Source organism: Niastella populi (assembly GCF_002078015.1).
Taxonomy (GTDB): domain Bacteria; phylum Bacteroidota; class Bacteroidia; order Chitinophagales; family Chitinophagaceae; genus Niastella; species Niastella populi.
On the sequence record NZ_LWBP01000190.1, the window covers coordinates 14,067 to 36,102 of the forward strand.

The window sequence follows — 22,036 nt, forward strand, 5'->3', positions numbered from 1 at the left end:
GGATGATACGGATTGCGGTCAATTGTCAATGGAATTTTTCAAATCTAAATACACATTAATGCACCCTTTATCCAAGGAGACTAACTTTAGCAACGGTATTAAAGCGACCTCCTATTTTTTTAACGAACATGCCAAAGAGCTTTTTCCTGAATCTGCCTTCGATTCCTTTCATACAGACGGCTCAGATCTGGCTATCTGCCTGCATAGCATTCGTGATGCAGCCGAAGTGATCGTACTGCTGTCGTCCATTGAATACAACCTACCTGATTTTAAAGGATGTATTATACTTTCTACCGATAACCGGCTTTCGGAACAAACAATAAACGTGGAAGAGTACCTGAAAACAAGTGCGGTTCCGGTAAAAATATTAGAACAAAAAGAGAATGCTACTGTAGTTGACATTAAGAATACCATGGCCGCCAACGTGGATAATAACTGGCTTCTTTTTATTGAACCCGGTATGCATTTTATAAAAGATCCGCTTGCGGCCATAAAGACAACTATTGAAGAACTGGGTGTTAACTTTATAAACTTACCCATCGTTAACAACGAAAACGGGAGCATAAGTTCACTTGGGGGCGCTCTTTTGGCAAACCAGAATGACAACAATACTTACCTGGTTTCAGGCAGTTATTTTGATTTTAAACCGGGTGTTGAGTTTACAGAGGTGAATATCCAAAGTCCCTTTTTATCAGATTACCTGTTTAGCAGTTCCTGTGTGGTAAACCGGAAAGCCTTCCTGCAGGAAGGCGGTTTTTCAAATAGTTCCAAAAATGGTTTGGATGACGTGGAGTTGTCCTTCCGCATTTATAAAAAAGGCATAAAAATAGGCAATGTCAACGATTTTGTGCTGGGAGAAACCAAAGTATCGACAAATGTTCCCAACCCTGTAAGATCTGATAAAGACAATTCATTCAACAATCAGGAAATACAGAACGCCATACCCGGTAATATAACCGGCAACATTACCTATTCAGAAGATATCAAAGAAGAAATTAAAGGTGAAAGACAGAAAAAAAGGATTGCCCTGATCGTAGATATAAAGGAGTGGGCCTTCCATAACATTGCCAAAAATATTGAAACACATTTGTCAGATAAATACGATTTCACTATTTATTTCCAGGCCGATTTCAAGGGCGACAAATGGCTTGATCTCTTTGCTGTTCTGTACCATGAAAAGTTTGATATGATTTTGTGTTTCTGGCGGCTTGTCTTGAAGCAAATCTTCAGTTATGAGAACAAGGAATATCTTATAAACAAATTTGGTATCAGTCAGGAACACTATGAGCAGTTCCTTAACGAAACTGTTCTGTTGACCGGCGTTTATGACCATTTATTTCTGAAGCCTGCAGAAATAAAAAACAACTTCGATATTTTTTCGAATCACGTTGACGGTTACTTCGTATCGTCCCATAAGCTTAAAAAAATCTACGACCAGATAGAAGGTTATATCAAACCTTACACAGTTATTCAGGACGGAGTGGATATCGAAAATTTCAAAAGGAAAGAAAATATGACGTTTTCCGATTCATCGTCTCCCCTCGTCGTTGGCTGGGCCGGCAACAGCAAGTGGGGTATGCAGGAGGACGGTATCGATCATAAAGGTTTTGACACGATTATTAAACCTGCTGTTGCTGAGTTGATAAAGGAAGGTTATAATATTACGTTGGTTTATGCCGACAGGCATGAACCAAAGACACGTATTCCGAAATCTCAAATGAACGATTTCTACAACAAACTGGATGTTTACATATGCGCCTCGGATATTGAAGGCACACCCAACCCGGTTTTGGAATCGATGGCCTGCGGAATAGGTATTATCACCACAGATGTAGGTATCGTAAAGGAAGTATTCGGCAAAGAACAACGCAAATTCATTCTTGAAGACCGCACGAAAGATTGTTTGAAAAGCAAGCTGATCACTTTGATAAACGACAAAAGCATATTACTGAAACTGGCAAAAGAAAATCGTATCCGCATAAGTACATGGTCATGGAAAAGCAAATGTGAAAAATTTGAAAATTTATTTCAATATTATTTTCACAAAAAAGATAACAAAAAACTTCATTTCAAGAAATTCCCATACGAAACCAATATTATAACGGAAGAAATAAATCTGGCATCAACCGGACAGAAAGAGGTAAATCTGTCAATATTCAATAAAATAGTTCAAATCGAGGCCAGAGAGTCAATCGGATTACAGGAAGAACTGACTTACTGGAAGCAAAACTTTACCAACACGAAGAACTGGTATCTTAAAGAATACGAAGTATTGCCCCTTTGGTTTAAGCGATTGGGCCATATTATAAAGGTGTTCCAGGGGCACAGAAAATTAAGGTCATTATTACCGAAAAGTCAAAATCACAAATGAAATACTGGTTACTGACAACAGTGTATACTTCAGATGGCGATACAGATATCGGCATGTACGTTAAAGAACATGCCGATATTTTTGCTGCAAATGGCCATGAGGTTTTGATCATTCATGGCAGGAAAGAAAACACGGATAACGTAACCAATATTTCCGACAAAATAAGACTATATACTTTTTCACTAAATGGCCGCGAATCAACGAAATTCATGGGACCTGATGCCGCATTGAGTTTTGAATTTGCCAATGAGGTGATAAAACTTTTAGCCGTAGATACCCCCGATGTAATTGAAACCCAGGAATACCTGGGTATAGGTTATTATCTTTTATTAAGGAAATATGCAGGAGAACCGCTTTTAAAAAATATACCGGTGATCGTAACATCGCATATGCCTTCTTTCATCATACATGCACACAACCACAGCCCTGCCTTCCGGTTTCCGCAATACTGGACCGGGGAAATGGAAAAGTTCAGTATACTGGCAGCCGATCTGCACATATCACCTAACAGGCTGCTGACTCAGTTATTAAAACAGCAAATGCCTGAAGCATACCTCAAACAAACACATCATATCCCCTACCCGTTTCGCGCAACGTCGCACATCGCAACAATGCTCCCGTTGACGGAAGATGACATTTGTTCACCAGAAAATTTTTATTCAACAAAATATAAGATCGTCACAGATCTTATTGCAACAAGTATTGCCAGTAAAGAATTACCCGTTCTCAGGCCGCAGCCCAAACATCTTCCTGTAAAGCCGGGTATGTTGGAAGATGGCCTTACTATTGTAATTCCATATTACAATATGGGGGCATTTGTCGGCGAGAGTGTAGAGTCGGTTCTGGCCAGTTCCTATAAAAATATAAAGATTATCATTATCGATGACGGCAGCACTGATGCTGAGAGTATCAAAATGTTAAAGAACATTCAGGAAAAATACCCGGCAATCGACATCATCCGCCAGTCAAACGGCGGCCTTTCCTCAGCCAGAAATACCGGTTTATCAAACGCCAAATCAAAATATATAATTTTCCTCGACCCCGATGATACGGTTCATCCCGACTATTTCCAACGGTGTATATCCATACTGGATCGTTATGAAAATATAAGTTTTGTAAGTTGCTGGTTAAAGTATTTTGGTGCTGAAGAGGGTATCTGGCCGGCCCAAAATCCTGAAGTACCTTACCTGCTCTATCACAATACCGTGCACAGCGGCTGCCTGTTCAAAACGTTTGATATTCTGCAAACAGGAGGGTACGACAGATCTCTTGTTTACGGCATGGAAGACTATGAAATGGCTATAAATATGGTTTCAAAAGGGTATCATGGTTTCACGATACCGGAAGCACTTTACAATTACCGGATCAGGGAACAATCGATGGCAAGAGGTTTTACCGATGACAAAAAATTATACCTCTATTCTCTCATATCCCAAAAACACAAAACGCTTTTTGACAAATACGGAGCTGAATGTGTCAATATTTTAAACGCCAACGGCCCCGGTTATATGCACGACAATCCCACATTCCCCAGCCGTTTTACAAAAAAATTTACTTCCCGCACAGGTGTTGGAAGGGCCATCGTTGAAGCTGTATTCGATAAATATCCCCGGCTTCACAAACTGGCAATCGGCCTGAGAAGTAAAATGAGGAACGGCCAATAGCAAATATCCGTACCAAACATTGAAAAACAACATTTTAACTACACCTGAAAGGCGGCCATTGTTAAGCATATCGCATATTTCATTACATTGCAGCGATCAAAAATTTAAATTTGAAATTCTGGCTACTGACAACTGAATATCCGCCATTTCACGGAGGAGGTATAAGCACATATTGCTACCAAACAGGCCGTATGTTCGCTGATTCTAAGATAGAAATGACCACTTTCATTCCCGACGACTCTGTTTCGGATTACAAAGTATACAACACCCCGGAAGGAAACCGCCTTATCAAATTCAATACAAACCGTACCAAAACAACAGAAGCTTTTGGTTTTGCCGCCCGCCTCAGTTACGAATTCGCCAACATTGTTCAACATATCATAAAAATGGAAGGCCGGCCCGATATCATTGAAGCACAGGATTACCTGGGCATTGCCTGGTACCTGTTGCAGTTCAAACACCTTCTTTACGAGGAGGTAAAAGATGTTCCGGTTGTAATAACCCTGCATTCACCGGCCTTTTTATACCTCGAGTATAACCGGGTGCCTACCTACCGGTTTCCCGATTTCCATACCTGCGAAATGGAAAAAGAAACGCTGGTTATGGCCGACTGGCTGATAGCGCCTACCCAATATATGGTTGATGCCATTCAACCCTACGTTGACCTGACTGCGAAAAATAAAACAGTAATCCGCAACCCGTATATTACTCCCACCCACAAGGTGGCTCATACAATAAAAAGGAATAAAATCGTTTATTATGGCAAGCTCTCGGCCCAGAAAGGCAGCTTTGAACTGTTATCCTATTTCAAAAAAATGTGGGATACCGGATTTAAACATTCGCTGCACGTTATCGGTGGTACCGATATAGTATTTCATCCAGAGCAGTTAACGATGGGGCAGATTGTCAGCAAACAATATGAACAATATCTCAAAAACGGTCAATTGCTGTTGCACGGCAAAATAAAACCTGAGTTTATTGAGCAGGAGCTGCATAGCGCCCATGTGATCATTGTGCCCAGTATAGTCGACAACCTGCCGTATGTGGTCATTGAAGCCATGGCCCTCGGCAAAGTGGTGCTGGCATCAGTACAGGGAGGCCAGCGCGAAATGATAGAACATGGCGTAAGCGGATTTTTGTTCGACCATACTATTGAAGGCGATTTTGAGGAAAAGCTTAAACTGGTTATTTCATTAACCGATGAGCAGATAGCCGCCATTGGCAAAGCAGCCAAAGCGCAGGTGGCCGCCATGTACGACCCTGCCGTGATCAAAGAACAAAAACTGCCATTACTAAACGACATTATAAAAAATAAAAAGACTTCGACAACCTACCCATTTTTGTATCAGAATCAGTTCAAACCGGTTGCAGGAAACGGAAACCTGTTGAGCGTTGTTATACCATATTACAATATGGGCAAATACATAAAGGAGTGTGTGCAATCGGTAAAATCTTCTACCTGGCGCAACATCGAGATCCTGATCATCAACGACGGAAGCACCGAGGCAGAAAGCCTGGACGTATTAAAAGAAATGGAAAAAACAGCCGGCGTTACGGTATTTCATAAACCAAATGAAGGGTTGGCCTTTACCCGCAATTACGGGGCGGGAAAAGCGAACGGCGATTGGCTGGCATTCCTCGACGCCGATGACCTGGTAACACCCGAATATTATGAAAAAGCGTTGCGGGTACTTAAACAGTACGACAACGTGTTCTTTGCCGGAAGTTTTGTTCAGTATTTTGAAGATACCAACCGGAAATGGGCAACCTTTACCCCCCAGCCGCCCTATGCGCTGGTGCATAACCCGGTTAACAGCAGCGGCCTGGTTTATAAAAAAGCCGCCTTCCTGGCAGCAGGGCTGAATGATAAAACCGTAGACTACGGCCTGGAAGATTATGAAAGTGTAATCCATTTGTTGTCAGAAGGATATAACGGAGTTGTTTTGCCAGAGTTCCTTTTCCGTTACCGGGTGCGCGGCGACTCTATGATAAGAAAAATAACGCGGGAAAAGCTCCTGTATTCTTATAAATACATCGCCGAGAAACATAGCTCTTATTATAGTACATTTGCAACCCAAATAAACAATTTATTGAATGCGAACGGTCCTGGTTTTCTTTTTGATAACCCAACCTTTGCGGTGAATGTGGTTACAAATGCCGAGAACAACAGCTGGTTATACAGGAAGGCCAAAGCGTTTGTAAAGAGGAATAAAACATTAAAAAAAATAGCCCTGCGCTTAAAAAAATAAATAGTTAATGATCGTATCAATTTTAACAGACTGGTTCAAACGATCAAACAAGTCGGAACGGCTTTGGTTGCTTGCCAAGATCGAGTTTAAACTAAGGTATTATGAAAACAAACTCGGTTTGTTCTGGGCGTTGATAAAGCCCCTGATGGACATAGCTATTTATTATGTGGTGTTTCAGGTGATCATGAAACAAAACATTCCGGCTTTTGCTTCTTACCTGTTTATCGGGCTCATCATCTGGAACTTCTTTCTTGAATCAACCACCGGCACCGTTCAGATCCTGAACACAAAAAAATATTTGTACGAATACAGCAACATGAACAAGCTGGAAATTTATGTTTCCACGCTGTTGAGCAACTCCATTGGTTTCTTTTTCAACTTCATCATGTTCCTTTTATTCTTCAACTTTATTGAACGTGGAACATCCCACAGTAACCTGCAAACGCTTTGGATAATACCGCTGTTTATCAATCTATATATGCTGGCACTTGCCACTTCGCTCATCATTTCGAACATTTACGTTATTGCAAAAGACATTACGCAGATCTGGCAGGTATTTACACAGGTGTTGTTCTTTTTATCACCAATACTTTATAACCTCGATAAATTTAAAGAAGCTTTACCCACGTTCGATTACCTTAATCCTTTAGCGGGTATCATTATCAATGCCCGTAAAATAACCATGGAAGGAACCAGCCCCGATCTCAAATTATTCATGTTCGATTTCGGGTATGCTGTTTTATTATTAATCTTCGGATTGTTCCTTTTAAACAAATTAGGATCAAAAGCTGCTGAAAAACTATAAACATGACAAAGGCGTTGGCCATACAGGCTAAAGGGATCAGTAAAACTTTTCACATTTCCGAAGACAGTCATAATACCGTAAAACACCGGTTATTCAACCTGTTCAACCCTCCCCGTTCGAAAAAAGTACCGGCCATAAAGCCCATGGACTTTGAAATATACAAAGGCGAATGTATTGGTATACTGGGAAGAAATGGTTGCGGTAAATCAACCCTCATCAGGTTGCTGGCCGGCGTATTTCCCATTGATACCGGCGAAATAAACATTAACGGCACTACGCTGTTGATGAACCTCGGCGTAGGCATGAGCCATCAGCTAACCGCCCGTGAGAACATTTATGTATCAGCTTCCGTGCTGGGGTTAAAGATCAAAGAAATCGACGCTATTTTCGATACGATCGTAGACTTCGCAGAGCTTCGTGAATTTGTTGATACCAAGATCAAATATTTTTCATCGGGGATGGTGGCAAGACTGGGATTCTCCATTGCCGTAAATGCAGGCGCCGATATCATGTTCCTCGATGAGATCTTCGCCGTGGGCGATATGAAGTTCCAGGAAAAAGCCATCAAAGTATTTGAATCGAGCTGGATCGAAGGAAAGACCGTCATCCTCGTGAGCCATAGCATGGATGTAGTACAGAAATATTGCAACCGCACCGCCTTTATGAAAAATGGCAGCCTGATATATTTTGGCGATACCGATAAAGCGATCCAGATGTATATTGACGATAATCATCAGTAGCCTTTACGAACAGGCTCCCTGTAACTTATTATAAAAGCGATAAAGAAAGAGAACATCATATTACCCATACTGCGGTCGAAATAAGTTTCGGTGCTGAACGACAGCATGAAAGCCGCTATCACAAACAATCCGAAGATATCTCTGGTCTTTATGCCCTGGCGAATAGGTTCAAATAAAAAACCGTAGAGGAATAACAACAAACCTACCGTTCCAAAACTGGCCCATATATCGAGGTAATTGTTGTGCATATTGCGCCGGCTGTCGTAGGCAAAATCAAAATGCCGGGCCTTGTACACTTTCATCAGCTCGGGCACTTTATCGCCCAACTGCACACCAAATACCGGATGCTGTTTTATCACTTCCCAGCCACAACTCCACACCGCCAGCCTGATGTTGGCGCCATTCCACTGATCGGGCGTTACCTCATCTCTGTTAAAATGGCTTTCCTCCCCCTTGTGTGAATAGTCGAAACTGGTATAGGCCAGCTCCCTGAAACGGTTCACTGTTTTTGGAAAGAAATTCACAAACAGGAACAAAGCGGCCGCTATTGAAACGGCAATTACTCCTAACTGTAAACCCTTTTTCTTTTGAATGGCACGCCACACCGCCACTAAAATAATACTGCCATATAAAGTGGTGATGGCCATACGGCTGGCCATTAAAAAATTCCCCACCAGCAAAACAAAAAAGCAGGCATAGATCCACCCTTTTTTACTCACCAGGGCAGACTTTATACTGATCAAATAACCAAAGGAAAAAACAGCCAGGTTCACCAGCAAAGCAATATAAACTGATTGTTTATCGATGAGGTAAGTAAGGTTATCATTATATAACAACGAAGCATCCTGTAAAGAGATACTTTGATAACCCGCATAAATAATACAGAGCAGCACGGTGATCGTTGTGATCACGGCATACGAAAACAGTATCCTTTCTTTCAGCGCCTGTTTTATGAACACCAGTCCCAGTGAAACCGGGAACACAAACAACGGCATACGCACCACGGCCCAGGAAAATCCTTCCTCCTGATCTTTCGAAAGGAACGCACTGACAATATGCAGCACGTAGAACAGGGCCATGGCAATGGCTTCCGGCCGCCGGCGCATCAACCGCTTTTTTTCGCGGAAAGAATTATAAACAAAAAAGCAGTATACCGACAAAAGGACCAACGCCGTAACATTTACCGATGGGATATGAGCAGGGTAAAAGGTGATAAGAAATATGCCCACCAGCACATATAAGATTTTATCCTTTACAGTCAATAAACCAGCCTGGTCATCCATCAAAAACAGGGATCGCATATAGGGTATCTCCTTTACGGGCAAAAATACAGTTACCCGGTTATTTACAGCAATTATATACCGCTATTTAACGAATTCATGATGCCTGTGTTGCCCCCCACTGCCGCCAAAATAAAATTTACCACAGGCAACTCTACCGCAGTTTACTACGAATTATAGAATAAGAAAGGCATCATGAAAGTCGCGCTCATTACCAGGTCAACTTTATATTCCGTAAAAGGGGGAGATACCTTTCAGATCATCAATACAGCCCGGGAATTAAAGCGGCTGGGAATAGCCGCCGACATTACATTAACCAATCAACCTGTTCAATACCGGCAATACGATCTGCTGCACTTTTTCAATATCGTGCGGCCGGCAGATATCGTGTGCCATATTACCCGGTCGAAAAAGCCATTTGTGGTTTCGCCTAACCTGGTCAACTATCATGAATATGACCAGTTGTACCGAAAAGGAATCGCCGGTTCGTTGTTCCGTTTTCTGCCAAAGAATAGTATCGAGTACATAAAAACAATCGCCCGCTGGGCGCAGGGCAATGATGTATTGATGAGCAGGTCGTATTTATGGAAGGGGCATAAACAAAGCATTCAAAAAATATTGCAACAGGCAGCCCGCATCCTGCCCAACACGAAACTGGAATACGACCAGTTGGCCGGGTTCAATGTACAGCTGCCTGGTTACACCCTTGTTCCCAATGGCATTGACCCGGCTTTATTTACGTTGAAGAACGATCGGCCCAAAGACCCCGCACTGGTATTATGCGTGGCAAGAATAGAAGGCCTCAAAAACCAGCTGAACCTGATAAAAGCGCTTAACAATACCAGGTACCGGCTGGTGATCATTGGCAACCCTGCCCCTAATCAGTTACCCTATTATTTCGAATGCCGCAAACAGGCAGCAGCCAATATTTCCTTTATAAATCACCTGCCACAGGACGCCTTGACCGACTGGTACCAGCTGGCCGGTATTCATATTTTACCAAGCTGGTTCGAAACCTGCGGCCTTTCTACCCTTGAAGCAGCCGCTATGGGTTGCAGGGTAGTGATAACCGATAAAGGATATACCCGCGAATACTTCGGGGATGAAGCCGTGTATTGCGACCCCGCATCGCCCGAAAGTATTTTTGCCGCGGTAGAAAAAGCGGCATCAGCACCGGCAACCGATACGCTCAGCAACAAAATAATGGCCCAATACACCTGGCAACAGGCAGCATCGCAAACGGCAATCGCATATAAACAAGTACTACAACTATGACACTACGGATAGGCATATTAGGTACCCGGGGCATCCCCAATCACTACGGCGGATTTGAACAGTTTGCCGAATACCTGTCAACAGGTTTGGTGGCAAAAGGACATGAGGTTTTTGTATACAATTCCCACAACCACCCTTACAATAGCAGTACCTGGAACGATGTTCAGCTTATTCACTGTTATGATCCCGAATACCAGTTGGGCAGTTTTGGGCAATTCATCTATGACTTCAACTGCATCATCGATGCCAGGCGGCGTAATTTCGACGTGATCCTGATGCTGGGTTTCACCAGCAGTTCGGCCTGGGGCTGGTTCTACCCCCAACAAAGCACGCTCATCTTCAATATGGACGGGCTTGAATGGAAGCGCACCAAGTATTCAAAACCGGTGCAGAAGTTCCTGATGCTGGCCGAAAAGCTGGCTGTTCGGTTCAGCCATTATCATATTGCCGACTCCATAGTTATTCAATCATACCTGAAAAGCAAATATGCCATCAGCAGCGAACATATTCCCTATGGTGCAGAAATACTCGACAATGAAGATGAAAGCCTGTTACAGGAATATGGCGTAAAAAAACACGGGTATTATATCCTGATGGCCCGCATGGCCGCTGAGAACAATATCGAAATGATACTCGATGGGTTTCATGCCAGCAATAGCACAAAACAATTCCTGGTAATTGGTTCGGTCGACAATAAACTGGGCCGGCAACTGGTTCAGAAATTCAAACACGATAAACGGATCGTTTTCACCGGCGGCATTTACAATCATCCGCAAAAGATCCACACACTCAAATACTACTCCAACCTGTATTTCCACGGCCACAGTGTAGGCGGAACCAACCCATCGTTACTGGAAGCCATGGCCAGCCGGGCGCTGGTAGCGGCGCATGAGAATGCCTTTAACCGCTCGGTATTACAGGACGATGCATTTTATTTTTCTTCGCCTTACGAAGTAAAAGGGCTTATTGAAAACATCAGCCGCGGCGAAGAGCAGTCGTGTATGATCGATCGCAACCTGCAAAAAATAAAGGAACAGTTCAACTGGGAAACGGTGATAAAGAAATATGAGGACTTTTTACAAAGGTGTGTAGTAGAGAAAATGAGCCGCTCGTTGAAAGAGAAACCTACTATGTAAAGTTGACGAGTTAACGGGTTGACGGGTTAACGGGTTGACGAGTTAAGGGGTTGATAAAGGTGATAGAGATGATAAAGGAAATGCGGTTAGCATGCTAAGGAATGTAGGGTAGCGAGGCAAACCTAAAGTAGTAAACTATGAAGCAGGAGCCTTTCACGTTTGCCGTTTCACGATTCACGATTGCCGTTTCACGACATCATACTCCTTAAACACCGGCGTAAAAACAATCACCCAGATAACATACTCCGCCACATTTGTAATAAAACTCCCCGTAAACTGGTAAATAAAAATAAAGGCGAACAAAAGCAGCCGGTAATAATTACGCCATACCCTGGTATACACAAATAAAAACCATTCCGTTAGTATTCTTACAATAAAACCAACCCAGCCAAACAACGCCAGGGTTTCAGCGGCCGCGTTGGGAATAGCCACCCGCACGGTATCGTAACTATACCCATAATAATCGCGAATGAGATCAAAACCCAGGATCTTGATCTGTCCCGCACCAATGCCCCACCAGTAACTCTTTTTTTCAAGCAACTGACCGGCCAGCCAGAATGCTTCAAACGTTCTGCCCCGGCCCGACGAATCTTTTCCCGAAAGCACATTACCGATACGAACAAACAGGATATTCTCAGGAAAGAAAATAAAGCCGGCCATTACCGCCGCCATGCCGGTCACTATTGCTATTCCGGCAAGGTTCACGAACCGTTTATTGCGGATAAACGTTCTGAAGTAAACCACCGATGTAATAACCAGCGCCATTACCAGTGAACCGATAACCCCTAATGAAAACGACAGTGCCAGCGGCAGCAGCAACATCACCAGCAATAACCAGCCATTGATCCTGTTCCGGTAAAAGATGAGCTGCAGCAAAAAATAACAAAACAAAGGGGTGAACAATAAGGCATAGTATGAAGGCTCATACGTCAGCAGGCTCAACCGCTGTACAGCTTCTACCCCGGTAGTGATCAATTGTTCCGTCCACAGGAGGTGCGAATACGGCGTAAAGAACAACGGTATGGCTATCAGGCAGCAAACAAAATTGATGATCAGCAGCTGATGAAGTATTTCGCCCGGGTGTTCGCACTTTATAAAGAAGGTATATGCTGCCCGGCAGAAAATATACACCAGCGTTATGTTCAACAGGGAAATGAAATAACTTTTTTCATCTACACCGAGGCTGAGATGAATAAGCACCACCGGCGCCAGCGCAAGCAGAAACGGCCACAATATTTCCTGGCGGCGCGTTATTACTACCCACACATACAGGAGCGGACTTAACAACGCCGTATAAGTCAATCCAAACGGCAACCCGAATGAATTAATAAAGAAGTATATAAAGGCAACAGGAAAATATTTACTGAATCGCATGCCCACCCTTGTATTGATTTAGTTCGCGCCGGCGCTCAGGTAACCGGCCAGTTTGTTTTTATAAAGCGCCCGGTTAAAGCCCACGGTTATAAACAGTTCGGTCAGCAGAACGGTAACAGTTGTGCCCACCGGGCCCCAAACCTGTACCAGCAGCAGGTTACCAATCATATTCAGCATGGCGCCGGCGGTTAACACCCGCAGGTAACTTTTCTTTTGATTGGCCGCCATCAGCAACTGGCTGGCCGGAATATGCAAACAAACGATCAACGGCCCAAAGCAAAACAACCGAAGCAACAGTACCGCATTTCCACTATCGGCTCCCAGGAACAACGAAATAATAAATGGCGCAAAACCGAATAACAGTAAGCCCGCCAGCAGCATCAGCAATAAAAAAGGTATGTATACCGACCTGAAAAAACTTTGGGTTGACATTTTTCCTTTTTGCATCAACTGGCACAACGGCGGGTAAACCGCCTGCGAAAACATGACCGGCAACTGGCGGGCAGCCAGGAATATTTTCTCCGCCACACTGTAATAACCGGCTATCAGGTCATTGGTAAACAATCGTAAAATAAATACATTGATGCTGAGAAAAGTGTTGATGGAAATATTGGACATCATTACCGGCCAGCCTTCTTTAAGTTCGTGTTTTATATCGCTCCATACCGGGCGTATCACCGGCAGCTCACAAAGCCTGATGGCTTTGACAATGCTAAAGATACCTGCCACCATACTTCCCGCCCCCATAAATAAAATAAAGAACCGGTAATCTGCGCGCTCCCTGATAAATATAAACACCAGCACTACGAACAGTGATCTTGCCAGCAGGGTGTAAATAGTGATGTATTTCATTTTCTCTACCCCCTGAAAGAACCAGCTCACCAAAAGCGCCTGGCCAACTACCCAGGAAAACCCGAAAAGGTATAACTGAAAATGCGCCTTGAAAAAAGGAACAAAGGTGATCAGCAGCAGCAACAGCAGGAACAAAGCAATACAGATAACCATTTTGGTCCCCAGAACGGTAAAGAACAATCGGGCATTTTTGGCGGCATCGTTGCGGTGCATGGCCAGTTCCCGTGTTGCCGTTAAATTAAACCCGTAATCACATACCGTCGAAAACATCAGCATCACTACCTGGGCAACGGCCACCACGCCATACCCATCGGCCCCTATTTTTCTAATTACAAAAGGCATTACCAGTACAGGCAGCAAAAAGTTGGCGCCCTGTAAAATGCCGAGGGCTATAAAATTCGAAAAAACCCGGTTGCGTCTACTGGTACTTTCCATATTTACGATTCAGGCAATAGTAATGGTCAAATTATAACAATTAACGCAACCCTCGCCTGTTATTTTCCGTAATCGATATTGATGAAACAGGTTAAACTGGTACAACACCCCGCCGATGAACTGGATGTAGTGGCGCTTTTAAAGAATGCCCTTTCCTTCTTCAGGCATTACGGAAAATTATTGCTGATAGTTGCCTTAACGGGAATGCTGGCCGGCGGCATCCGGTTCCTGACCACTCCCAACCTGTATTCTTCATCGCTGGTTCTGAAACCAACACTCCTCAGCGATCCTGAACAACTGGAGCTCATCAATAGCTGGAGTAACCTGCTAAAGAAAAAAGAACTGCCGGTACTGGCGCGGGAATTCAATATAGCAGAAGGCCTTTTAAAAAAGGTAATATCCATTAAGACAGAAGAACTGCAAAAATCTGTTTCGCCCAATAATTTCACCGCCTTCACACTTACCGTGTTGGTTACCGACACCGGTGTGCTGCGGCCCTTACAAAAAGGCATAATGTATGCGCTCGATAACAGCGAATATGTAAAAGACAAACTGGCTGCCCGTAAAACCATCCTGCGTTCCATGATACAGACGGTACAACAGGAGATCACCCGGCTGTCGGCCATACAGGGCGCGGTTGAAAGCAGTTTACAACAGAACAGCTCCGGCAGCGCGCGTTTTTTGGTAAGTGTTTCAGATATCAGCAGCCAACTGGCCAGTTTGCAGGAAAAGAAACTCAACTATGAAGAAAATCTTTCCTTTACTTCGGGCGTGTATGTGTTACAAAATTTTTATACTCCATCAAAACCAGCGCACCCCCAATTGATAAAGTTATTGGTGATCGGCTTTGGCGGCGGGCTGTTCCTCGGTGGCCTTCTTGCATTGTATTTATACATTAAACGTAAACTGGCCGAAACATAACCCACATTTGTAACCTGTATCGTTGGCACGATGGAAAAAAGCAACCTGATCAATAACCTACTGCACCTTTTTTACCTGTGTTTTCTCGCCAGCGCGATAGGCGGCTTCAGAGCCATCAGCAGTATTGCCATCGCATTGATACTGGTAACCGGGTTTATAAAAAATAAAGTTGATACCGGCTCCTGGTTCAGCCCTGCATTACGCAACAGGTTCCTGCTTTTTTGCAGCCTGTTTTTTCTATTACAACTGAGCTGGCTGCCGTTTTCGAATAATTTTTATGAGGGCTGGAAACATGTACAGGTAAAAAGCGCCTTACTGTTCATTCCACTTGCATTTTACTGCTGTCCGTTTATAGACAAAAACCGGTTCCGTTCATTAATGATGGTTTATGTTATAACGGCTGCCATTATGCTTACCTGGTGTTTGGGCGTGGCGTTTATACACTACCGGTTTTATCAGGCGCCTGTAACCGTTTTTTTTTATCACCAGTTGGTAAGCAACCTTGGGCACCATGCCGTGCAGTTTTCCATTTTTGTATTTGCCGCATTGGTGTGGTTATTACAAGCAGCTTCACAGGGGAGTTATATCAATAACAGAAGTATTCACTTTCTGCTTGCCGCTTATTTCATTACCGGCATTTTCTTATTATCATCCAAACTGGTGATCGTTTTTTTACTGGTTTACCTGGCTGTATTTGGCTTTACCCGGTTACAAAATAAATTCAATACCCGGTGGGCTGTTGTCATAGTAGTGATGGCCACCACGCTTTGCAGTTGCAGTTTATTATTTACGCAGAACCCGGTAAGCCGCCGTTTCAATGAGGTAATGCATGGCGATGTGAGAATAGTAACACAAACTTCATTTACACCCGGGCATTATTTCAACGGGATTCAGTTCAGGTTGCTGCAATGGCGGTTTGTAAAAGAGATCATGCAGGAGAACCGGGCCTGGTTGTTGGGGGTGTCTCCGGCGAAGGCGCAGAAGTTGCTGAATCAAAAATATTTATCAACCCATATGTATACCGGTGTGCCGGGAACCGCCAGTCATGGTTTTTTAGGGTATAATACCCACAACCAGTTTTTAGAGGCGCTGTTACAAACCGGTATTATTGGACTTATATGTTTTTTAGCCATTTGTGTTGAGCTGGTGAGCATGGCGGTGCGAAATAAAAACAATATGCTCACCGCCCTGGTGATCCTCTTGCTGACCTATACGTTCAGTGATGCGGTACTTGAAACGCAATACGGACTGGTGCTGTTTATTTTTCTGCCTTTGTTCTTTCATCGTTATTCCAAATGAAGATTTTATACACCCATCCTCCGGTAGCCGGCATGTGGCATAGCAAGATTTTCATAAGAAAACAGGGTATTTTCATATGACAGCGCATCATTTTCATATGAAAACAGGGTATTTTCATATGACAGCGCATCATTTTCATATGAAAACAGGGTATTTTCATATGACAGGGCACCATTTTCATATGAAAACATGGCATTTTCATATGACAGCGCACCATTTTCATATGACAGGGCACCATTTTCATATGAAAACAGGGTATTTTCATATGACAGAGCACCATTTTCATATGAAAATGGGGTAAAATAATATGATGAAATACCGCTTTTTTATTGAGGATCAGGCAGAAAAGCGCTGCACATATTGTAAATCTGCTGTAGCGCCGGCGTAGGCGGCACTTAAATATGCCCGGCCCGAACCATCGAACTTAAAAACACGTTATTCAAACCAAACTGCGAATTAATGCTTCCCTTTAGCAGCTGGTGGTTTTGGATTGCACTTTTCCCGGATTTACCTGCACTCTTCCCAGTGAACGGGGCTTTTTTGACAGTTTTCTATAAATTGTACTGTAATTCCTTAGGCCCTATATAAACATTCAGGTTAGTAATCTGTTAATTGCAATTATGAAGATTTTATTACGCTATCTCAAACCATACAAATGGTTGGTAGTATTGACGCTATTTCTGGCAGCCGTTAATACCGCCTTTTCTCTGATCGATCCCATCATCTTAGGTAAGCTGGTGCGGCTGGCCGGCGATTACAATAAAACACCCAAAGACCAACGGCCAGTTACTGAATTCTTCAACTCCTCGTTTTTTAACGGGGTTATCCTGCTGCTGCTGGCATCCATTGGCGTAGCTATGGTAAGCCGCATTGCGAAAAACTTCCAGGACTACTTCCTGAACGTGATCGTTCAAAAGTTTGGCGCCAAAGTGTTTACCGATGGGTTGAAACACGCGATGCGTTTACCTTATCAGGAATTTGAGGACCAGCGAAGCGGTGAAACCCTGAGCGTACTTACCAAGGTAAGGGCCGACACGGAGAAGTTCATGAACTACTTCATCAACATCATGTTCGGCGTACTGGTAAGCGTAACCTTCGTTATGGTATATGCCTCCATCTTTATCAGCTGGTATATAGCTGTTGCCTATGTGGTAGGCATATTCCTGCTAACCACCATCACCAACCTGCTGAGTAAGAAAATAAAAAGCATTCAAAAGAATATTGTAGGGCAAACCACCGCTCTTGCCGGCGCTACTACCGAATCGTTGCGCAATATTGAACTGGTAAAAAGCCTCGGCCTTACCAATCAGGAAGTAGGCAGATTGAACAAAAACACCTACAAGATCCTTGGGCTGGAATTAACCAAGGTGAAACGCGTACGCAGTATTGCGTTCGTACAGGGCACTTTTGTAAACACCCTGCGCCAGGTGATCCTTTTCATTTTAATGTACCTGATCTTTCATGATCAAATGGATTTCGGTGACCTGGTCACCATGCAGATCTTCTCGTTCTTTGTATTCGGGCCGCTACAGGAGATCAGCAATATCATTATTTCATACCGCGAAGCGGAGGCATCACTGAATAATTTTCACAACCTGATGCAGAAGTCACCCGAGCGCATGCCCGATCACCCGAAACATCTCGGTGATATTCAAACGCTCGATTTTCAGACAGTGGTTTTCAAACACCAGACAGCCCAGCAACGCGCTATCGATGATATCAGCTTTTCAGTAAAAACGGGTGAAACCATTGCCTTTGTAGGCCCTTCCGGTTCGGGTAAATCTACCCTCATGAAACTGCTGGTAGGTTTGTACCGTCCGCAGGAAGGCAAGATCGTGTATAACGGCATCGATGAAACCGACATCAACTTTGAAGACCTCCGTAACCAGATCGGTTTTGTAACGCAGGACACGCAATTGTTCTCTGGCACCATCAAGGAAAACCTGATGTTTGTGAACCCCGCCGCCACCGAAGAAGACCTGATGGACGCTCTTAAAAAAGCAGCCTGCATCAACCTGCTGGCACGCGCCGAAAAAGGTCTCGATACCATGATCGGTGAAGGCGGCCTTAAATTATCAGGCGGCGAAAAACAACGGTTATCCATTGCCCGCGCCCTGTTACGTAAACCGCGGTTGCTGATCTTCGACGAAGCCACGTCTTCGCTCGACTCACTCACCGAAGAGGATATCACCAATACGATAAAAGAAATTAGCTCAAAACGAAATCAGATCACCATCCTCATCGCCCACCGCTTGTCGACCATCATGCATGCCGACCGCATATATGTGCTCGAAAAAGGCGACATAGTGGAAACAGGCAGCCACGAAAGCCTGTTGGACGAAAAAGGCTTGTATTACGCCATGTGGCGCCAGCAGATAGGGGAACGGAAAAAAGTTCTTAGTTTATAGTTCATAGTTCACAGTTCACAGTTTATAATCCATAGTTTATATATAGTGAAGTTCCCGGGCAAAAAACCCGGGAACTTTTTTTGGCTACCCTGCCTCCAGGCCATTTAGGCTTTCGCCTGTATTCCGTATTTGCTTTCGCTTACAGCTTACAGCTTGAAGCTTGCAGCTGTATTCCGTATTTGCTTTCGCTTACAGCTTACAGCTTGAAGCTTGCAGCTGTATTCTGTATTCGCCTTTGCCTTTAGCCTTTCGCCTGTATTCGCTTTCAGCTTGAAGCTTGCAGCTTGCAGCTGTATTCTGTATTCGCCTTTGCCTTTAGCCTTTCGCCTGTATTCGCTTTCAGCTTGAAGCTTGCAGCTGTATTCGCTTTCCCCCTTGCAGCTATTTTTTCGTACCTTTGCGGTTCATCAATAAAGAGCCCTTAATGCCTGCATCCAAACCCAATTTCCTCTGGAGCATGTTAACCATGAAATGCCCCCGCTGTCGCAGAGGACCTATGTTCAATACCGCCAATCACTGGAATCTGAAAAAAGTGTTCGACATGCCCACGCATTGCCCTGAATGCGGACAGAAATTTGAACTGGAAGTAGGCTTTTGGTACGGCACCGGTTATGTGAGCTACGCTTTATCAGTGGCATTATCCGTAGCCTCCTTTGTTGCCTGGTATGTGCTCATTGGCATGAGCACCAAAGACAACCGTTTCTTCTGGTGGCTTGGCATCAACATTGGCCTGCTCATTGTGTTACAACCCTGGCTAATGCGCCTTAGCCGTGTTATCTATTTATACTTCTTTGTGCGCTATGACGCTAACTACAAAACAAAGTCGCCCACTAAATTCGATTACTAAACAGGTTTCTATTTCAAAGGTGATGTATCGCTAAAACCGCTGCAGGCCTCAGGTTATGCCCTGCAGGCAATGGCGGCAGCCAGAACCTGAACTATGACCTATGAACTATGAACTATGAACCATGAACTATGAACAGTGAACTATTCTTCAACCTGAAAAATAAACCCAACGCCATAAACACTGTTTATGGCTATTTTTTTTGAGGAGTTTAAATGTTTTCTCAACCGCGAGATAAACACATCGAGGCTGCGCCCAAGAAAATAATCATTCTCACCCCACAGGTTCTCCAGTATTTCTTCCCGCTTCAATATTTTATTCTTATTCTGAAAAAGGTAATCGAGCAATTCAAACTCCCGTTGGGTAAGCGTAACATGTTTGCTATTGGCGATACTTATTTTAAACTGCTCTTTATGCATCACCATATCGCCACATGTTGTAATACCAATAAGCTGCCTGTTCTTTTCTGTAACATGATGACGGCGCAGGATGTTCTTAATGCGCAATACCAGTTCATCGATATCGAATGGCTTGCTGATGTAATCATCTGCACCCAGCTTCAATCCATACAGGCGGTCTTTCTTTTCGTTACGGGCGGTTAAAAAAAGAAAGGGAATATCGCTATTGATGCGGTTGATGCGTTCGGCCAGTTCAAAACCATCCATGCCCGGTAATTGAATATCAATTACAAGCAGGCTGAACTCATGTGCTTTTTCCTTAAAAACGTTCAGGGCAGTGGCGCCATTTGTGCACCATTCTATTTCGAAATCCATAACCTCTAGGTATTGCTTAATAACATTCCCCAGGTCTGGTTCGTCTTCTACAAACAGGACCTTATGTTTCATCGATGACGATGATTGATTTCTGGTTTTATATTTCTTAATGTTGACAGGGAATAAAAATAATGAACTCACTCCCTTCCCCGGGTTTGCTTTTTACATCCAGCTTCCAGTTATGTGCTTCAACACATTGCCGGGCATAATGCAAACCAAGGCCCAATCCCTGTATGGGTTCTTTTTTCCAATTTGGTGCACGATAAAACTTATCGAATATGCGCCGGGTGATGGCATCCGACATACCAATACCGTTGTCCTTTATACTCAGCAAAACATGTTCATCGGTATTGGTTGTTGAAACGGTTATCATCTTGGGCGCGCTGTTATTATATTTTATGCCATTGTCGATGATGTTTTGCAGCATGGTCGTAAAATAAAAAACATCTACCGCTACCTGGTCATACGTGGTATGATTTTCAAAGTCAAGCTGCACACTGCTATCAGAAATATTCAACCGGTAATCGAGTAAAACATCTTCGAGCAGATCGTTCAGCGAAAGGGTTGTTTTGTTCAACTTTACCATTCGTCCCACACTAACATCAATTACCTGTCCTATCAGCTTTTTAAGGCGGTCCGACTGACGGCCGATAACCCCTGTCAATGATGATACATTCTCTTTCTTCTCCGTTAACTTTTCATTCTGCAAACTTTTATTCGCCACCATGATAGCCGATAGCGGTGTATGAAATTCATGCGTAATATTATTGATGAAATCGGTTTGCATATCGGCCAGCTTCTTTTGCTTAAGCCAGTTCCTGAACGTGATATAAAAAATAACCAGTACGCTGAATATAGAGAATAAGGAAAGCATGAATACCCGCATCATTTTTTTGATAACGCCCCACACCCGGTCGGGGGTGTCGATGTGCAAGGCAAAATCCATCTTATAACTGCGGGCGAGCGGACTGCTCACCACCAGGCTGCTGATGGTGTTCTTTCCATTGATATCTTTCAGGACGCCCGAAATACGAATGCCGGAACGATCCTGAATGGCCGGGTTAATGAGCGGGTATTTATGCCCACGGGTGTAAACAGGAATATATTTCCGGGCTTCAAAAGCGAAATCGATGTTCCCGATTAGGAGGCAATACTGCAGGCTATCAGTAATTCCAAGTTGTTTTTTCATGTCCTGCACAAGGCTGTCGCCGCAACTTTTAGCCCGCAGTTCGGCAAACATGCTATCGCACATCAGCTGCCGCAGGGTATCAAATGCCCTGAACTGTTTACGTTCATACAGCATACCCAGCGTATCTATATACTTATATACATGCTTATCGATGATCTGCACCGCGCCGGGGTATAACTTGTCGTTCCTGATAACAGGTTCATACACATCGTGCAGCTTTTGCTTTTCAATAGCATAATAATGCTCGTCTTCCATCCTGTACATGTTGAATAACAGGAAGAACTGCACTGAGGCCAGCACTACGAAAGCAATAACAGCCACAACCTTATAAATAACAATGGGGTGCTTCATCATAAACCAGATCCTGCTCAGGAAGGTAATCAGGATTGATGAATTAATGCTACTGCCGGCGGACCGTTTA

Annotated in this window: 16 protein-coding genes; 11 read left to right on the top strand and 5 right to left on the bottom strand. The window is 43.7% G+C overall.

The features are described 5' to 3' along the window. Positions 1-58: 58 nt before the first annotated feature. From A4R26_RS19225 to A4R26_RS19245, 5 genes are all read left to right on the top strand, one after another. Entirely contained in the window at positions 59-2,371 is a 2,313-nt protein-coding gene (locus A4R26_RS19225; RefSeq protein ID WP_165760335.1) for a glycosyltransferase family 4 protein, read from the top strand. Then, the gene (locus tag A4R26_RS19230; protein WP_081166718.1) at positions 2,368-4,035 is read left to right on the top strand and encodes a glycosyltransferase; all 1,668 of its coding nucleotides are present in this window, start codon (positions 2,368-2,370) and stop codon (positions 4,033-4,035) included. The genes A4R26_RS19225 and A4R26_RS19230 overlap by 4 nt, the downstream gene beginning before the upstream one ends. Positions 4,036-4,145: 110 nt before the next feature. Then, positions 4,146-6,284, top strand: coding sequence for a glycosyltransferase (locus A4R26_RS19235; protein ID WP_278248433.1), 2,139 nt, complete (start codon positions 4,146-4,148; stop codon positions 6,282-6,284). 7 nt (positions 6,285-6,291) lie between these two features. Next, positions 6,292-7,089, top strand: a complete 798-nt coding sequence (locus A4R26_RS19240) for an ABC transporter permease (protein WP_081166725.1) — start codon at positions 6,292-6,294, stop codon at positions 7,087-7,089. 2 nt (positions 7,090-7,091) lie between these two features. Beyond that, a complete protein-coding gene (locus A4R26_RS19245) occupies positions 7,092-7,829 on the top strand; it encodes an ABC transporter ATP-binding protein (RefSeq protein ID WP_081166729.1) in 738 nt (245 codons plus the stop codon). Here the strand turns inward: A4R26_RS19245 and A4R26_RS19250 are convergent. Then, positions 7,823-9,130: an O-antigen ligase family protein gene (locus tag A4R26_RS19250; protein ID WP_081166732.1), complete on the bottom strand. Its 1,308-nt coding sequence runs from the start codon at positions 9,128-9,130 to the stop codon at positions 7,823-7,825. The genes A4R26_RS19245 and A4R26_RS19250 overlap by 7 nt on opposite strands. Positions 9,131-9,304: 174 nt before the next feature. On the opposite strand from A4R26_RS19250, the gene A4R26_RS19255 reads away from it, so the two are divergent. Then, a complete protein-coding gene (locus tag A4R26_RS19255) occupies positions 9,305-10,384 on the top strand; it encodes a glycosyltransferase family 4 protein (RefSeq protein ID WP_081166735.1) in 1,080 nt (359 codons plus the stop codon). Next, positions 10,381-11,520 (top strand): DUF1972 domain-containing protein, encoded by a 1,140-nt coding sequence (locus A4R26_RS19260; RefSeq protein WP_081166739.1) that lies wholly within the window; start codon positions 10,381-10,383, stop codon positions 11,518-11,520. The genes A4R26_RS19255 and A4R26_RS19260 overlap by 4 nt, the downstream gene beginning before the upstream one ends. A gap of 174 nt (positions 11,521-11,694) precedes the next feature. Here the strand turns inward: A4R26_RS19260 and A4R26_RS19265 are convergent, their stop codons facing one another. Both A4R26_RS19265 and A4R26_RS19270 read right to left on the bottom strand, forming a co-directional pair. After that, on the bottom strand, positions 11,695-12,894 hold the full coding sequence (locus A4R26_RS19265) for a hypothetical protein (RefSeq protein WP_081166743.1): 1,200 nt from the start codon (positions 12,892-12,894) through the stop codon (positions 11,695-11,697). Between the two features lie 18 nt (positions 12,895-12,912). Next, positions 12,913-14,181 carry an oligosaccharide flippase family protein gene (locus A4R26_RS19270; RefSeq protein WP_081166747.1) on the bottom strand — a complete coding sequence of 423 codons (1,269 nt, stop codon included), beginning with the start codon at positions 14,179-14,181 and terminating at the stop codon, positions 12,913-12,915. 81 nt (positions 14,182-14,262) lie between these two features. On the opposite strand from A4R26_RS19270, the gene A4R26_RS19275 reads away from it, so the two are divergent. The 4 genes from A4R26_RS19275 (at position 14,263) to A4R26_RS19295 (ending at position 19,656) form a co-directional block, all read left to right on the top strand. Next, positions 14,263-15,102, top strand: coding sequence for a hypothetical protein (locus A4R26_RS19275; RefSeq protein ID WP_081166751.1), 840 nt, complete (start codon positions 14,263-14,265; stop codon positions 15,100-15,102). A gap of 30 nt (positions 15,103-15,132) precedes the next feature. Then, positions 15,133-16,401 (top strand): O-antigen ligase family protein, encoded by a 1,269-nt coding sequence (locus A4R26_RS19280; RefSeq protein ID WP_081166754.1) that lies wholly within the window; start codon positions 15,133-15,135, stop codon positions 16,399-16,401. 620 nt (positions 16,402-17,021) lie between these two features. After that, positions 17,022-18,809: an ABC transporter ATP-binding protein gene (locus A4R26_RS19290; protein WP_081166761.1), complete on the top strand. Its 1,788-nt coding sequence runs from the start codon at positions 17,022-17,024 to the stop codon at positions 18,807-18,809. A 424-nt stretch (positions 18,810-19,233) separates the two neighbouring features. Beyond that, entirely contained in the window at positions 19,234-19,656 is a 423-nt protein-coding gene (locus A4R26_RS19295; protein WP_081166764.1) for an NAD-dependent DNA ligase LigA, read from the top strand. Positions 19,657-19,796: 140 nt separating this feature from the next. Here the strand turns inward: A4R26_RS19295 and A4R26_RS19300 are convergent, their stop codons facing one another. Both A4R26_RS19300 and A4R26_RS19305 read right to left on the bottom strand, forming a co-directional pair. Beyond that, positions 19,797-20,498: a response regulator transcription factor gene (locus tag A4R26_RS19300; RefSeq protein ID WP_081166767.1), complete on the bottom strand. Its 702-nt coding sequence runs from the start codon at positions 20,496-20,498 to the stop codon at positions 19,797-19,799. Positions 20,499-20,532: 34 nt separating this feature from the next. Beyond that, positions 20,533-21,936, bottom strand: a complete 1,404-nt coding sequence (locus tag A4R26_RS19305; RefSeq protein ID WP_165760336.1) for a sensor histidine kinase — start codon at positions 21,934-21,936, stop codon at positions 20,533-20,535. Between the last annotated feature and the right edge of the window lie 100 nt (positions 21,937-22,036).

What these genes read in the sequence shown, in the direction of transcription:
- A4R26_RS19225 (WP_165760335.1), top strand. Translation starts at nt 59, where the DNA reads ATGCACCCTTTATCCAAGGAGACTAACTTTAGCAACGGTATTAAAGCG.
- A4R26_RS19230 (WP_081166718.1), top strand. Translation starts at nt 2,368, where the DNA reads ATGAAATACTGGTTACTGACAACAGTGTATACTTCAGATGGCGATACA.
- A4R26_RS19240 (WP_081166725.1), top strand. Translation starts at nt 6,292, where the DNA reads ATGATCGTATCAATTTTAACAGACTGGTTCAAACGATCAAACAAGTCG.
- A4R26_RS19245 (WP_081166729.1), top strand. Translation starts at nt 7,092, where the DNA reads ATGACAAAGGCGTTGGCCATACAGGCTAAAGGGATCAGTAAAACTTTT.
- A4R26_RS19250 (WP_081166732.1), bottom strand. Translation starts at nt 9,130, where the DNA reads ATGCGATCCCTGTTTTTGATGGATGACCAGGCTGGTTTATTGACTGTA.
- A4R26_RS19255 (WP_081166735.1), top strand. Translation starts at nt 9,305, where the DNA reads ATGAAAGTCGCGCTCATTACCAGGTCAACTTTATATTCCGTAAAAGGG.
- A4R26_RS19260 (WP_081166739.1), top strand. Translation starts at nt 10,381, where the DNA reads ATGACACTACGGATAGGCATATTAGGTACCCGGGGCATCCCCAATCAC.
- A4R26_RS19265 (WP_081166743.1), bottom strand. Translation starts at nt 12,894, where the DNA reads ATGCGATTCAGTAAATATTTTCCTGTTGCCTTTATATACTTCTTTATT.
- A4R26_RS19270 (WP_081166747.1), bottom strand. Translation starts at nt 14,181, where the DNA reads ATGGAAAGTACCAGTAGACGCAACCGGGTTTTTTCGAATTTTATAGCC.
- A4R26_RS19275 (WP_081166751.1), top strand. Translation starts at nt 14,263, where the DNA reads ATGAAACAGGTTAAACTGGTACAACACCCCGCCGATGAACTGGATGTA.
- A4R26_RS19280 (WP_081166754.1), top strand. Translation starts at nt 15,133, where the DNA reads ATGGAAAAAAGCAACCTGATCAATAACCTACTGCACCTTTTTTACCTG.
- A4R26_RS19290 (WP_081166761.1), top strand. Translation starts at nt 17,022, where the DNA reads ATGAAGATTTTATTACGCTATCTCAAACCATACAAATGGTTGGTAGTA.
- A4R26_RS19295 (WP_081166764.1), top strand. Translation starts at nt 19,234, where the DNA reads ATGCCTGCATCCAAACCCAATTTCCTCTGGAGCATGTTAACCATGAAA.
- A4R26_RS19300 (WP_081166767.1), bottom strand. Translation starts at nt 20,498, where the DNA reads ATGAAACATAAGGTCCTGTTTGTAGAAGACGAACCAGACCTGGGGAAT.